Origin of the sequence: Nostoc sp., from assembly GCF_036916655.1 — a bacterium.
Lineage (GTDB): Bacteria > Cyanobacteriota > Cyanobacteriia > Cyanobacteriales > Nostocaceae > Nostoc.
In genome coordinates this window covers 36,866-52,453 of record NZ_JBALFY010000032.1, presented here as the reverse complement: position 1 = coordinate 52,453, position 15,588 = coordinate 36,866, and the positions used below count along the sequence as shown (strand labels likewise).

9 protein-coding genes are annotated in these 15,588 nt (G+C 42.9%); 7 read left to right on the top strand and 2 right to left on the bottom strand.

The window, feature by feature from the left end; all coding sequences use genetic code 11:
• Window positions 1-17 precede the first annotated feature (17 nt).
• Window positions 18-980 carry a M48 family metallopeptidase gene (locus V7L31_RS09815; RefSeq protein ID WP_334696048.1) on the bottom strand — a complete coding sequence of 321 codons (963 nt, stop codon included), beginning with the start codon at window positions 978-980 and terminating at the stop codon, window positions 18-20.
• A gap of 142 nt (window positions 981-1,122) precedes the next feature.
• Between V7L31_RS09815 and V7L31_RS09810 the strand changes: the two genes are divergently transcribed.
• The 7 genes from V7L31_RS09810 to V7L31_RS09780 all read left to right on the top strand — a co-directional run bounded on the left by V7L31_RS09810 (window position 1,123) and on the right by V7L31_RS09780 (window position 13,624).
• Complete coding sequence (locus V7L31_RS09810) at window positions 1,123-2,691, top strand: ATP-dependent DNA helicase (RefSeq protein WP_334696047.1); 1,569 nt, start codon at window positions 1,123-1,125, stop codon at window positions 2,689-2,691.
• Window positions 2,692-2,741: 50 nt separating this feature from the next.
• Window positions 2,742-2,891: a hypothetical protein gene (locus V7L31_RS09805; RefSeq protein WP_334696046.1), complete on the top strand. Its 150-nt coding sequence runs from the start codon at window positions 2,742-2,744 to the stop codon at window positions 2,889-2,891.
• A gap of 84 nt (window positions 2,892-2,975) precedes the next feature.
• A complete protein-coding gene (locus tag V7L31_RS09800; RefSeq protein WP_179066914.1) occupies window positions 2,976-3,191 on the top strand; it encodes a DUF2839 domain-containing protein in 216 nt (71 codons plus the stop codon).
• A gap of 1,027 nt (window positions 3,192-4,218) precedes the next feature.
• The gene (locus V7L31_RS09795) at window positions 4,219-4,563 is read left to right on the top strand and encodes a DUF1815 family protein (protein ID WP_334696045.1); all 345 of its coding nucleotides are present in this window, start codon (window positions 4,219-4,221) and stop codon (window positions 4,561-4,563) included.
• Between the two features lie 1,376 nt (window positions 4,564-5,939).
• Window positions 5,940-7,271 (top strand): P-loop NTPase fold protein, encoded by a 1,332-nt coding sequence (locus V7L31_RS09790; RefSeq protein WP_334696044.1) that lies wholly within the window; start codon window positions 5,940-5,942, stop codon window positions 7,269-7,271.
• Complete coding sequence (locus V7L31_RS09785) at window positions 7,247-12,409, top strand: nSTAND1 domain-containing NTPase (protein ID WP_334696043.1); 5,163 nt, start codon at window positions 7,247-7,249, stop codon at window positions 12,407-12,409. Before V7L31_RS09790 ends, V7L31_RS09785 begins: the two co-directional genes overlap by 25 nt.
• 468 nt (window positions 12,410-12,877) lie before the next feature.
• Window positions 12,878-13,624 carry a Uma2 family endonuclease gene (locus V7L31_RS09780; protein ID WP_334696042.1) on the top strand — a complete coding sequence of 249 codons (747 nt, stop codon included), beginning with the start codon at window positions 12,878-12,880 and terminating at the stop codon, window positions 13,622-13,624.
• Window positions 13,625-13,855: 231 nt separating this feature from the next.
• On the opposite strand, the gene V7L31_RS09775 is transcribed toward V7L31_RS09780, so the two are convergent.
• Window positions 13,856-15,445, bottom strand: a complete 1,590-nt coding sequence (locus tag V7L31_RS09775) for a glycoside hydrolase family 57 protein (protein ID WP_334696041.1) — start codon at window positions 15,443-15,445, stop codon at window positions 13,856-13,858.
• Between the last annotated feature and the right edge of the window lie 143 nt (window positions 15,446-15,588).

Below are 15,588 nucleotides of genomic sequence, written 5' to 3'. Positions count from 1 at the left end.
TGCCTCCTTAATAAAAACTACTGATTCCTTCTGATTCTGTCGATTTCCCGTTGTAATTCTTCAATTTGACGGCGTAAAGTTTCTGTTTGATTTTCGGAAGATTCTGCTGAAACATTTACCGATCCAGAAGCGGGCGATCGCTGATAATTTCCTCGGCGAATTTGCTGGTATTCTTCGGATACTGCCCACGCCCGTAAGTAATGCAAGCGTTCAACAGGGAAAGGATGGCTCAACATCGTACCCTGAGCGCCATTGTAGATCAAGAATTTATATATCTGATTCAGTCCATCTTCATCCAACGCCTGATAATTTTCTGACTGCTTGATGAACTCTTGTAAACTGCACTCATTGGCATATTTGTGACTACCGCCAGAGAGTTTCATCATCGTTGACATCACCGGATTCAAGTCATCCACCACTAATAGTGCAGCACGATCTGACGATAACTCAGCTTTGCGTCGCCACTCAAAAAAGGCGTAAATCAAGCCTTGGGTGACAATATTACCGATGCCGAAGGTCAATTCTCCCAAGGCAGAGGCAGCATTCATTGCCCACATCGCCATTTGAATTAAAATAGTATGACCACATTTAATATGCCCCAGTTCATGGGCTAGCACCGTCCGAATCTCGGTTTCGTCTAGTAAGTCTAATATCCCTGTATTTATAACTATGTAAGGATTCTCTTGCCCCAACGCATAGCTATTTGCTTCGGGATTTTGCGAAACAAACAGTGCTGGTTCTGGGTAAATATCTAAATCCCGGACGCATTCGCGAAACATCTGGTAAATAGTGGAATACTGACGCGGCCCGACTTGGATGGTGTTACCCATTAGATAGACTAATTGAGGGCGTTCGTAGATAAATTCCACAAATTTACGAGCGATTAAATCAAATCCTGGTAAATTTCGTAAAGCTTGCTCGGCTTGGCGATCTAGTGGATGCCTGAAGGCTTCGCTGGAAATTCCTGTGTAAGTTGGCATAATTCAGGGTATTGGGTGATTGGTCATTGGTCATTAGTCATTGGTCATTATTTTTGGATCACAAATGACAAAGGACAAATAACAAGATAATAGAAATGGGGCAATTGGCAGTAAAAGTCACTTTGTATGGAATTAAAAGCGTGTGATTGAGGCAGAAGTTCATTTGTCACTACATAACTTTTTGCGATCGCAAGCGGGGTTCCCTTCCTGGCCCCATCATTTGACGATGGCACGGTTGGTAGCACGCGCCTTGCGCCTGGGACGTAGCGCCCTAATTCAAGTCGGGGCAGTTTGTGGTTATCAAGGGCGGTATCGTACTAGTTTCGTAGCATCAGCCCTAATGTGGCATGGCCCTGTAATTATTGTTGCTCAAGAAGCAGTGCAGCAACTTCTGCTGCGGGTAGAAATTCCCCGCCTACAGCAGTGGCTACCAACCAATAAATCGATTAGAACAGGTGACGCTTGGCCTGATGCCCAGTTTCAAGGGCTACTGCTAATCTCCCCAGAAGCTTGGTTAAGAGGACAATTGGCTGGTGGCGATCGCTTTCCCCAAGGTATTCCCACAATTATTGATGGGGTAGACGATCTCGAAGATTGGGTGCGCGATCAACTTACCCAAGATATTCAACCCCATGATTGGGATCAACTGATGCTGGCTTGTCCAAACCAAGCTGAGGCAATTCGCGAAGCACGGATACAACTAACACACGAACTTTTTCAGCATCCGGCTAATCCATATCAGTGCTATCTAATTTCCCAGCCAGAAATAGAAATTTTGAGTCGTCTATATTTGGCTTTAGAGTCAGTACAATCACTGCCAGAACCTTGGAAACAATTCTGGCAACAACTTCAAACCCTTGATGAAAATCTTTCCCCCCCTGCTTCCCCTGCCCCCCCTGCCCTCTTCTGGGCGACTATTGCCCATCGACAAGGTTTATTTTCTTTGCACTATGCCCCAATGGAATTAGGCGAAATACTCTCGCCAATTTGGCAGCGACAACCAGTAGTTTTAGTTGGTAGCGCCATCGAACCGGAAACTGAGGCTCCCCTTTTCCGGCAACGCCTGGGTTTGGAAGATTTAACTTGCCTGAAGTTCTCTTCGGAGAGTCAAGCAGAAGCAATTCAACTTTATGTACCTTATAAGTTGCCTCTACCCAACACACCAGAGTTTCAAGCGGCATTTATTCACAAAGTTCGCACACTGGTTTGTTTAAGTGCGACAGTACCAGGATTGACGGTGATCTTGGTGGGGGATGTACCACTGAAGGCTCAAGTTGCGACAATTTTGGCCTCAGAGTTTGGTTCGCGGGTGCAAGTAGAAAAAACTTGTTTGGATGAAAATGGTATTTTGATTAGCGGTTGGGAATTTTGGCGAGAACATCAACGAGTTTTGCCAGCACCTCATCTGTTAATCATTGCGACTTTACCCTTACCATCTTTGGAAAATCCTCTGGTAGCTGGTAGGGTAGCTCTTTATAAGCGATCGCATCAAGATTGGTTCCGTTTATACTTGTTGCCAGCAGCTTTAAATGAATTACAACGGGCGATCGCTCCAGTACGAGAAAGTCAAGGCATCGTAGCTTTACTTGATAGTCGTGTAGTTAACCGCAGCTACGGCGCTCAAATTCTCGCTGCTTTAAGTCCTCTGGCACGCATTAACTATCTAGATCCCAGTCTGTTTTCTAATACTGATGAGGAAAATTCTGCCTAAAGTCTAGTCACCAATGCCCTTTAGGAGTGCTGAGTAATGAGTAATGAGTAATGAGTAAAGAAGTGAGATTCCCCACTCGAAATGGGCTAAACGCCCAGCTACCACTAACGGAACTCGGAACTGTTTTGCCCGATACTCAATTTAAATTTTGTCAACCAAAAGGCGATCGCATCAAAGCAAGCACTATTATCAGCTTATAGAAGATATGCGAATCATCGCCTCTCTGTAGCGATGATTCCTGGCAAAATAAATTTAGAACCTAAGTAGAATTTGAGTTGCTGATTATGGGTGAAGCAAAACGTCGTAAAACCACACAGAAGGAAACATACGGTCAAGAGGCTCGCATCTTGCCTTGGGTTCCCATCACAAAAACTCAAGGCGAACAATTTGTCACTTGGACTACTCGTGGTGCTTGGATAGGCATTGGTATTATGGTTGTCGGATGGGCAACTATCCGTTTTATCGGCCCAGCTTTCGGTTGGTGGCAAGTAGTCTACTAATTGGTAATACTCGCCTCTAGCGAGAAGCAAGCTACGTAATTCGTAATTATTGGTGAAAGATTGCACCAAATTGTCAAATTGGCGGTTTATATTCCCAAAATAGCTAAAAATATTGCCTAAATGACAACATTGCTCTCCTGATAGGTATTGTCAGTGTTGGGTTGATTTGTTTTGTCTATCAATCAATACACTTAAGCTAAAACCCTTTTCAAACCTTGTTTCCAGCCTCCGGCTAGAAACGCAACTCAAAAGCGGCTCTGCCGCTAGTAAAGAGAGGCGGAGCCTCAAAGACAAGCATTCCCAGTCGGGACTGGGAACGAGGCAATCTAAAAGCTAGTTCTAGACTTGCTTTCACGTTAAGTTGACACCAATAGCGAGACGCTCACCCCACAATAAATAGTTGGATATTTTTTTATTTGGAAGTCTCTAACCCAAGCCTATTAGTCTATCAATTACGTGAAGTTTGTGTAAAGAGCTACGATTGACCTACTATTAGCACGGAATATGAGATTTGCACTGTCATCTGTTTAACTTTATGTATACAGGAGGAATGATTTTGGTATACTTCGTCATTTGTCTATACCAAAATCTACGGTAGAAAGAGAATAGACCAAATATCTGAGTAAAAGACACTATAGTGACGTAAAACTATGTCATAGCTTCTACTTATAGTCAACTTGGCTAAATGTCATCAATAAAAACGAAATATATAGCTTTTCCGCACTTGACTAGTGCTAAATTTAAGTTACTCTTAAAGCGGATCGCTTCTTGTAAGAATCTACCCTGACAGAAGTGTATGAAGATATAGTTAAATTTAGCAATTCTGTCCGAGATTTTGAATTTGCAAACTGAATAGTTTGATACGGCCCTCAAAACCCCGATCCGCTACCCTAAACAAGGTAGTCAATTAACGACTCAATATTATCTGTCTGGTAATTGTAGTGAATAGTTTACAATACCAGTGGATGAGAAAATCTAAAGAAAATATAAAAGAGACTCAAATAACTGTGGTGTCTGGAGGACAAAAGTGTTTCTGAGACTAGCACATCAACATCGACAATTCGTCCAAGACTTGGTAATGAACCTGCAAGCATTGGCGGTTGTACTTGAGCGGCGTGGGTATCCTGCGTCTTGCTACACCTGTGGCGACCAAATGAATAGTGCATCATTTATGGTTAGCTTGGGTGATAACCATCTAATTCGGTTTTTAGTGTCCGATTACGGGATCACTTGGACGGAGATGCGGGATGACCGCGAATTAATGAAGCTAGAAGGTGCGGAAGCAATTAGCCAGTTAGACGAACTGGCTAATCTTGTCAAGCATTCTATGCAAACTGATACAGGCACTAAAACTCTTGCCAAGAAGTATTAAGGTTCCAAAGATCGATGGCAAGTTATAAATTAATTATCGGTAACTGGTAATCGGTAATAGTGGCTTAGTTAGCGATCGCTCTTACCCATTCTTCATTACCATTAAGTGATTGGCTCGTAGCTTGCCCATCGCAAATTTTTTGCATTTGTCAAAACCTCACTAATTCCCCACTGCTCTTTTTCCAAAGTGCGATCAAAATACTGACGGTATTTTTTCAAGAAACACATTCGGTAGGGTGAGAAATAAGCTGTTGTGATTATAGTTTGCACATTGAGGCAGCAGGGGTGCAGGGAGCAAACAAGAGGATTTACAGGTTTTGCCTAATCGCCTGTGATGCAATTTGCAGGCGCAACAGCTTAGGAATAAGTTCCAAACCAAAAGCCTGAGGTTTTTGAGAATCAGTTCTTGGTATTTTTGCTGATATTAATCCATACCAAGATCAGAATATTCTCCAGCAGTTATCCACATTTTTAAAAGTCTAAATTATGATTAGCCCTGGCGACTAGAAGTCGCGCGCCAGTTGCTCATGGGGGAAATCCCCTTCTCTACGAGACGCTCCATCCGCGAAGGTGCTAGCCTCCCCTTTTGGGAGAAGACCGCACTGGCTTGGCTATACAGACAAAACCCACGGAGATGGGTTTAAAATTATTTGAGTCTGCATAGGCGGTCTACCTTCCAGGTTCTCCAAAGGAGTAGGTTTTTGTAGCTGCGATTTCTAATCGCTTGGTAAGCTAATGTACTTTTAATTTGCATAACTAGGGCGGGCAAGATGCCCACCCCACAAGAGTTTTAATGCCAGGTAATATGCAAGTTAAATGTCCAACAGCTTATATTTGCTTTCGTTAAAATGCTCTCTTCAAGATAGCGACAAAATTGTACTTAACAGTACCTTTTTTTGTGTTGGATATTTTTAATATTCATAAGAGTACCTTATTTAATATTAGATATTTTTGCTATTTGTACTTATATAGCAGTCCTAAATCATTCGTGAACAATAAGATCCCCGACTTATCAAAGAAGTCGGGGATCAAGTCTCTCGATTTCTACAACTCATTTAGAATCGCTATAGTAGTAGTATTTTTGCTTACTTTAACTCAAACATCACCATTAATATATGCTATATCAAACATATAGGACTCGTCTTTGATTGGGTGAAAAAACTCAGTACACGTCTATTCCCTTCTTCCCAGTTAGGAGTTCTCTCCCTACACAAGTAAGTTCAGTAATCAAATCGGATTCCTATAGATATAAACAATTATCCCGAATACTGCTAGCTTAGTTAGTAGTTTGATTAAAATAAGGCATAAATTACCTAAAATCAATATATTTATCTAGTAAATTTTTTCATCCCCATTCCTGAGTGAACTTGATTAGTTATGCTCCTAGATTTAGAAAGATTTTATCAGGCTTGCAATCCAAGCAGACCTCTAATTATAGGAAACCCTAGCGATCGCAGGTACTATATCGATTTTGCTGCGGTGCGGGGTGGTAAAATCATCGAGGCTTTGCAGCGCACGATCGCTCGAATCTCGCCGAATTCTCCAACTTGCCAGCTATTTACCGGACATCTCGGCTGTGGAAAATCAACGGAGTTGTTGCGGCTGCAAGCTGAGTTAGAAGTAGAGCAATTTCATGTAGTTTACTTTGAGTCTACCCACGTCTTAGAAATGGCCGATGTGGATGTGACTGATATTTTGTTAGCGATCGCAGGACAAGTAAGTGAAAGCTTAGAAGCGATGAAAATTAGGCTCAAGCCGGCCTATTTTACCAAGTTGTTTGGTGAAATTGTCGATTTTCTGCAAACGCCTATTGAACTTGGGGTAGAAGCAGAGTTATCTGTAGGAATTGCCAAAATTACAGCTAAAACTAAAGAAAGTCCCCAATTGCGGCGGCGGCTAAGAGATTATCTAGAACCGCGAACAGCAAATATTTTACAGTCAATTAATCAAGAATTACTAGAACCTGCCACTAAGGAACTAAAAGCTAGGGGGAAAAAAGGACTGGTAGTGATTGTTGATAACTTGGATCGAGTCGCAATTAGACCTTTACCATCGGGGCGATCGCTGCCAGAATATTTATTTATTCAGCGTGGTGAACAATTACGCAAACTGAGTTGTCATGTAGTCTACACTATTCCCCTAGCTTTGACTTTTTCCAACGATAGCGCCGAACTACAGCATCGTTTGGGGGGTGGAGTCGCACCAAAAGTTTTGCCGATGATACCTGTACGTCTGCGCTCTGGCGAGATTTTTCCGCAAGGGCTAACAATGTTGCGGCAAATGGTTCTAGCTAGAGCTTTTCCAGACATTTTAGCTAGCGATCGGTTAGGCTTAATTACAGAAGTGTTTGATAGTCTAGAAACCTTAGATCGATTGTGCTTGATTAGTGGTGGTCATGTACGCGACTTACTAGGGTTGCTGTTTGACTGTCTGCGAGAACAAGATCCACCCTTTGAGCGGGAGTGTGTCGAATTGGTAATTCAAAGACAGCGAGATTACCGAGCTAACGCCATCGATCCCCAGGAGTGGGAATTAATCTTTCAGGTGGTGCAACAGCAGAGAGTTAGAGGTGATATAGAATACTACACACTCTTGCGAAGTTTGTTTGTATTTGAATACCGCGATCATCAGGGAGCTTGGTTTGCCGTCAACCCAGTTCTAGCAGAGACGGAAAAATTTAAATCATGGTTGAACGACACCCACAAGTAGATGTCAGAGCAGCTAATGAGCGGGCTTTGCGGAGTTTAGGGAGAGCAATTACCCTTTCTAGCGGTCAATTTTCTCTGGTTTTGGTGTGCTGCAATTATCGAGCTTTGCAAGAGCGAATGCTGCAACGACTCGAAGAACTCTCTTCAGGAGTACACCAAATTTTAAAGGTCGTTTTGCCACATAATGCTAGAAGTCTTTACACAAGTATTCATTTACAACTACTCACCGAAGATCGTCCGCCATCGGCGTTGATGATTTTGGGTTTAGAGTCAGTAGATGGAATCGATGATTTACTCAGGTCTATTAATCATATTCGGGATGAATTTCGCAAACGTCACCCATTTCCGATGATTTTGTGGGTGAATGAAGAAATATTGCAAAAGGTAGTCCGTTTAGCACCAGATTTTGCTAGTTGGGCGGCGACACCGATTCAGTTTGAAATGACAACTCAATCACTGCTGCAATTTCTGCAACAGGAAACGGACTCTTTATTTGCTACGGTGTTATTTAGTGATACTGCACAACATCAAAATCTGCAAGTTGCAAAGCATTATTCCACTGTCGAGCAAGTCTGGGAACATAGCTATGAACTCCACTTTGCCATTAGAGAATTGCACAATCGTGGTATTACCTTAGAGCCAGAATTATACGCTAGTTTAGAATTTGTTTTTGGTCTAGATAATTATATTAGCGATCGCATCAATAAAGCTTTAAGCCATTTTCAGCAAAGCTTGCAAGTTTGGCAAAAGTTGACGGAGACTGAGGAAGCAGGAGAGCAGGGGAGCAGGGGAGCAGGGGGAGATGAGGGGGTATTTTCTTCGTCTACGCCTCCTAATCGCCCATCTCCCCTACTGCTACGACAGGGAATTTTGTTGTTTTATATTGGGCTGTGTTACTGCCGTTTTGCAGAGCAAAATCAAACAGAAAACCGCCGCCATTGGAATATAGCTAAATCTTATTTTCAGCAGTGTTTAAATATCTTGCAGGTGGCTGGGCGTTTAGATATAGTTGCTGGATTCATTAATCAACTTGCAGAGGTTTTGCAATATCTGCAAGAGTGGGAAGAGTTGCAGACTGTTGCTCAAAAATCCCTGGAGTTACATCAAACTTATGGTAGTCAAATCCAATTAGCTTGTGACTACGGTTTTCTCGCACAAGTGGCTGTGCAGCAGTCGCGGTGGGTACAGGCGAGTATTTTAGCACACGTATCCCTGCTGAAATTAGGTGAAGCGCAAAAGCACAACGACCCTTATAATTGCTTGTTTCCATTATTATTGGGGCAAATTTACTATTTAGTATTGGCGAAGGCACAGCGGAATTTAGGTGAACTAGTAATAGCTCATGAATACTTAGATAAGGCAACAAAAGAACTACCAGCAGCCTTAGAAAACAGTGCCCATCAATACGATGCCCATCGTTATATTCGCTTATTGCGGACACTGCGATCGCTATACTTTGAAGAAGGGCGCTATCTAGAAGCCTATTGCATTCGACAGAAACGGCGTTCTGTTGAACAGCAGTATGGTTTTCGGGCTTTTATTGGTGCAGGACGCTTGCAACCCCAAAGACAGGCGACAAACCCCGCATTGATGGCACCTTCTGGAAGTAGCACCGTTGCTTTAGAAATTGCTGCTTCTGGTCGGGAGCGTGATATTAATAACTTAATTGGCAGAATTAGCCGCGCCGATCAAAAGTTGACGGTGATTCACGGACAGTCAGGGGTGGGTAAGAGTTCTACCGTCACGGCGGGTTTAGTTCCAGCGCTGCAAAATCGAGCCATTGGCGATCAAATAGCCGTGCCTGTGGTATTGCAAGTTTACACCGATTGGGCGCGGGAATTAGGGAAATCTTTAAGTGAGGCGATGTCTAGTGACGCATCCCTTGCCATTTATGCCGATCTTCAGCCAGAAGCAGCCATTGAACCAGAGACTTTACCTTACTCTGGCACATCTGTTACCATCCTCAGAATTTTACAACAACTAAAAGAAAATGCTGACAACCATCTGATCACGGTTTTGATTTTTGACCAGTTTGAAGAATTTTTCTTTGGTTATAGCGATCGCAATCAAAAGCAAGAGTTTGATAAATTTATTAGTGACTGCCTGAATATACCCTTTGTCAAAGTTATCCTTTCCTTGCGAGAAGATTATTTACATCGGTTATTAGACTTTAAACATCTCTCGGCACTGGAAGCGATTAATAATAATATTCTCGATAAGCATATCCGCTATCAATTAAATAATTTTTCGCCAGAATATGCTAAAGCAATTATCCGAAAATTAACCGAGCGATCGCAGTTTAATTTAGAACCAGCTTTAATTGATGCCTTAATCGAAGATTTATCAACCGAATTTGGAGAAGTCCGCCCCATTGAATTACAAGTTGTGGGAGCGCAAATTCAAGATGAACGCATTACTACACTAGAAGAATATCAGCCCTATAGACCCAACAAACTCATCGAGCGATATCTTAAGGAACTGATTAAAGACTGTGGCCCAGAAAACGAACGAGCCGCTTTACTCGTCTTATACTTACTAACAGATGAAAGTAACAACCGACCTTTTAAAACTCGTGCTGAATTAGCAGCGCAGCTAGCAGAGTTAGAAGATGCAAGCAAATTAGAGTTAGTATTAGATATTTTAGTTAGTTCCGGTTTAGTAGTTCTCTTTCCTGATGTCCCAGAACGCTATCAACTGATTCACGATTATTTAGTAGACTTGATTCGCTATCTGCAACAACAAGAATCGAGCTTACAGGTACAACTTAATCAACTACGCTACAAAGTAGAACAAAGTAAAGCTGAGATTGAGCGACTTAAAAGCGAACTCCAAAATAAGCAGCGTTCTAAATTCGTAGTTCCTCATACCCAACAAGGATTAGATTTATTAACAGAATTGCGGGAGTTACAAAAGCGGGAAGAATTAAGCCAGTTAGAAATTGAGCAATTGCGAGCTCAACTTAAAGAAAAAGAGTTAACAGCTAAACTCGCAGAAAGTCAAGAACAACAAAGGGTCAGTGAAGCTAAATTAAATCGTTCGCTGAAAATCGCCCTGACAGCTTCCGTTCTTGCCATATTGGGGTTAAGTGTTTCCATAGTCACAGCAATAGATAGCGAAATTAAAACCCTGAGTGTATCCAGTGAAGCCCTCTTTGCCTCACAAAAAGGTATTGATGCTTTAAAGGAAGGTTTAAAAGCAGGGATAAAATTACAACAAACAGTCTGGGTAGATTCCTATACAAGAGAGCAAGTACAGACGGCGCTTTATCAAGCAGTTTCGGGGGTAAGGGAGTATAACCGCTTAGAAGGGCATATATCTGGAGTGAATAGTGTTACATTTAGCAGCGTTCCCCCTTGGGGTTGGCAGAGCCATCGCTCTTTAATTGCCTCAGCCAGTGCGGATAATACAATCAAACTTTGGCGTCCCGATGGTAGCTTGGTCAAAACCTTGTCGGGGCATGATGATGTAGTCAATAGCGTCAGTTTTAGCCCCGATAGTCAAATCCTTGCTTCTGCCAGTCAAGATAAGACAATAAAACTTTGGAGTCGAGAGGGTCAATTGCTTGCAACTCTATTAGGGCATCAAGCTGTAGTAAATAGTGTCAGTTTTAGCCCAGATGGTCAAATTATTGCTTCGGCGAGTACTGACAAGACGGTGAAACTGTGGAGTCGGGACGGGAAATTACTCAAAACCTTGCAGGGACATAATGGTGCAGTTTTGAGTGTCGCTTGGTCAACCGATGGACAAACCCTAGCTTCTGGGAGTGCTGACAAGACGGTGAAACTGTGGAGTCGGGACGGGAAATTACTCAACACCTTGCAGGGACATGAAGATGCAGTCATAAGTGTAGCTTGGTCGCTCGATGGTCAAACTATTGCTTCTGCTAGTTTAGACCAGACAATCAAACTGTGGAATCTGAATGGTAAGCTACTGCGAACCTTATCGGGGCATAGTGCTGGAGTTACCAGCGTCAGTTTTAGCCCCGATGGTAAAACGATCGCTTCTGCAAGTACCGATGAGACAATCAAACTTTGGAGTTCTGAAGGTGTATTGCTGGGAACCCTGAAAGGACATAATAATTGGGTGAATAGCGTCAGTTTCAGCCCAGACGGTCGCACCCTGGCTTCTGCCAGTCGGGACAAAACTATTAAACTTTGGCATTGGGACGATGTGTTATTGCGAAAGCCCAAAGCTGATAATGATGACTGGGTTACTAGCATCAGTTTTAGCCCAGGCGATCGCACTTTAGCAGCAGCAAGCCGTGATAAAACTGTAAAACTTTTCAGTCGAGACGGTAAACTTATCCGTACATTCACAGGGCATAAAGGTCAAGTTTGGGGCGTTAGTTTCAGCCCCGACGGTCAAGTAATAGCTTCAGCTAGTAAAGATAAAACGGTAAAACTTTGGAGTTATGACGGTCAATTACTCAACACCTTACAGAGTCATAATGATGCCGTCTTGAGTGTTGCTTGGTCGCCTGATAGTCAAGTAATAGCTTCAGCTAGTAAAGATAAAACAGTCAAACTTTGGAGTCGTAACGGTCAACTACTCAACACATTGCAGGGACATCAAGATGCGGTGAATTGGGTCAGCTTTAGTCCTGATGGCAAGTTGCTAGCCTCAGCCAGTGATGACAAAACCGTGAAAATCTGGAGTGTAGATGGTAAATTGCTATACACATTAACTGGTCATATCCGCCGGGTAAATGGGGTTGCTTGGTCGCCAGATAGTCAGGCGATCGCTTCAGTTAGTATTGATAGCACAGTGAAGATTTGGAGCCGAGATGGTGAACTGCTAAATAATCTCACGGGAGATGGCGATAGTTTCATCAGTGTCAGTTTTAGCCCCGATGGTAAGACTCTGGTAGCCAGCAGTGATGACAACGTGAGGCTTTGGAACCGAGAAGGGACGTTGCTCATTGCTTTGAAAGGTTATAAGGATGAATTAACCAGCGTCACTTTCAGCCATGACGGTAAAACTTTGGCTGCGGGAAGTGCTAACGGTACGGTGATTTTACAGAATTTAGCAGATATTCAACTAGAAAAATTACTCGCGCAGGGTTGCTATTTGCTCCATGATTATTTGCAGACTAATCAAAAGATAATAAATAGCGATCGCGCCTTGTGTTCTGGTAGGTAATTGAGAAGAATTATAAAAGGCAATATTGAGCAATAATCACAGAAAATCCTAGCTGTAATGAGTCAATATAGCGTTTACTAATCACATGAGGTATATTATAGTCCCCTCCTCGCTTGCAGAGAGGGGGTTGGGGGTAGGGTTCTTGTACCTCACTCGACTGAGAACCGCTATATCCCTCTTCTGTCACTCTCCGGGAGGGCGATCGCTAGAAGCCTGATGAGGCAATCAATACAAGCTATACTATTAGAAAAAAATTGGTCTTGTATTTGTTATTAGAAAAGAATCGCGCGATCGCTTGCTATACAAAAGCTCTAGAATCCAGAAATGGCAAATGTTTTCGGAGAGTGACAAAAGAGGGATATCACAGTTTTAAAATAGCTAACTATTGGACAGTAAACTACCCACCATCAACCCTTTTATCGGAGCAGTGCTAAGATAAATAAGCCGATTAACTCGCGCCAGAGTTCAATGACTATTGCCAAAATATCCGAACTAGGCATTACTCATCTTCCCAACCATACTGAGTTACCAGAGTCAGATGGAACTTTTGTGAAAAATTTTCAAGAACACCCGCAAAGCATACTTCTAACTGACTCCGTTCAAGCTATATTACAGCAAATTCACTCAGATAATCAATATTGTATTGGTCAAGATTGTGGCATTTACTGGCGTTTGACCGAACCACCTGAACGCGGTGCCGAAACACCCGATTGGTTTTACGTCCCGAATGTTGCACCTATGTTAAATGGTCAGTTTCGACGCTCGTATGTGTTGTGGCAAGAATATATCGCTCCCCTAATTGTACTGGAATTCGCTTCTGGGGATGGTTCAGAAGAAAGAGATAATACTCCAATTACTGGTAAATTCTGGGTATATGAGCAAGCAATCCGCGTACCTTTTTATGGCATTTACGAATTTAGCAAAGCTGCAATTGAGGTTTATCACTTAGTTGATGGTAGGTATCAGCAACTCACAGCTAACGAACGTGGACACTATGAGATTTCCTTGATGGGCGTCGAATTGGGTATTTGGGAAGGACAGTATGGAAATACTACAGCGCCCTGGTTGCGTTGGTGGGATGCACAGGGAAATTTATTACTAACTGGTGAGGAAAAATCCCAGTTATTAACATCCCAATTAGAACAAGAACAGCAAAAAGCCCAGCGTTTAGCAGAACGCTTGAGACAGCTTGGGATAAATCCTGATGAAGTTTAATATCTGATTGGGGATGGATTCAAGAGTGTTATAAGCAGTACTTAGATTTATGGATACAACGTCAAGGGCGATCGCGCCTTGTGTTCTGTTAGATGATGCGTAAGTTTGGGATGTTTTTTATTTGCAAGTCTTAGTACCAATGACTAATAACTAAATCGGCGGGCGGCTATTCCTCCCATCCCTTCAAAGACTGGGATTCCCGCCGATTTTCGTTAATTACTTTATGTGAAACTATAGCGGACGGTAGACACGATAGTTGATTTCGGGGAAGATATTATCCATTAACTCGACTTTTTCGAGCCAACCACTATCAATTTTGCCAACTTTAACGTCTTCATAGAGTTTGTTGAAGCGCATCAGGTGCGATCGCGTCCGTCTGACTGCATAAGGTACCATAGTTCCCGTCCGCATAATAAATGCCCAGTCGGAAGATTGCGCTAATAGCAGTTCCCGCGCCGCTTGGTTCAATGCTTTCAATCCCAACTCATCCTCTGGTTCCAGGTGGGAGATTTCAATCATCCGTTCAGCAGCTTTGTGCAAATGCGGATAAATCCACGCATTCGTTTCATTCAACCAATACTCATGGAAACCCTTGAAACCCCAGCTTGACTGCGAAGGACGACAGACTTGCTGCGTCGGCTGTTCCCGCAAATAGTCTGCTAAATGGGTCATTTTATATGTTCCTTGGTCATACCACGACTTGCGGAATAGGTAATCGATAAACCAAGGGCCTTCATACCACCAATGTCCAAATAACTCTGCGTCATAAGGCGAAACGATAATTGGCGGACGCTGCATTATACCATAGAGATGCTCAGATTGCTGCTCTCGATTATACATAAAATTAGCAGCGTGTTCTGCGGCCTTTTCCCTAGCCCAATACGGATCGTAGAGTGCCTTATCTGATAGACCTAAGCCACGTCCAGTAATTTTGTGATACTTGATGCCCGTATTTTTCCGTTGACCATTGGGCATAATATAGGGCTTAATATACTCATATTCTGCTTCCCAGCCCAAATCTTTGTAAAATTCTCGATATTCTGCCGCCCCAGGATAGCCCACCTCAGAAGACCATACCTGTTGGGAAGATTCCTGATCTCGACCAAAGACAGCAACACCCGTTTCTGTATAAATTGGGGCGTAAGTGCCAAAGCGCGGACGGGGACGGGCGTAAAGGATACCATGCCCATCAGTGAGGAAGTAGCGTAATCCAGCATCGGCTAGCATCCGGTCTAAACCTTCATAGTAGGCACATTCAGGCAACCAAATGCCTCTAGGTGCTTTTCCAAAAGTTTGTTCGTAATGTTCGCAGGCTACCTGAATTTGCGCCCACACTGCTTGCGGATACATTTTCATCAACGGTAAATAGCCGTGAGTTGCACCGCAAGTGATTATTTCCAGGTTGTTACTGTCTTGGAACTTCTTAAAAGCAGTCACCAAGTCACCGCCGTAGCGTTCCCATAGCTGACGCGCTTCGCTAAACTCAGTAGCGTAATGTTCGGCTAAATAACGAAGATGTCCGTTGTTGAGATTATGTTCTGCTTCTAATGCTATAAGTTCTTCTAGTTGGGCTAAGTGTGCTTCATAGCGTTCTTGAAGCAGAGGATCGCGAAGCATTGACACAAGAGGTGGTGTCATACTCATCGTGATTTTAAAGTCGATACCGTCTCGCTTTAAGCCTTCAAATACTTTTAATAAGGGGATGTAGGTTTCTGTTATGGCTTCATAGAGCCATTCTTCCTCCAGCACGTAGTCACTTTCTGGGTGACGAACGAAGGGTAGATGTGCGTGGAGTACAAGCGCGACGTAGCCGATAGCCATAGTGATTTTAGGTGATACTTGTAAGTTGAAGGTCGAGAGGTTTGGCTGAAATTAACAATATTTTAAGACTTTATGGGGATCGTAAGAGTAGTTAATGATTTTTTCTCAATCAATGCTGTCAGCAGAACGCCAAGTTTTTGGAT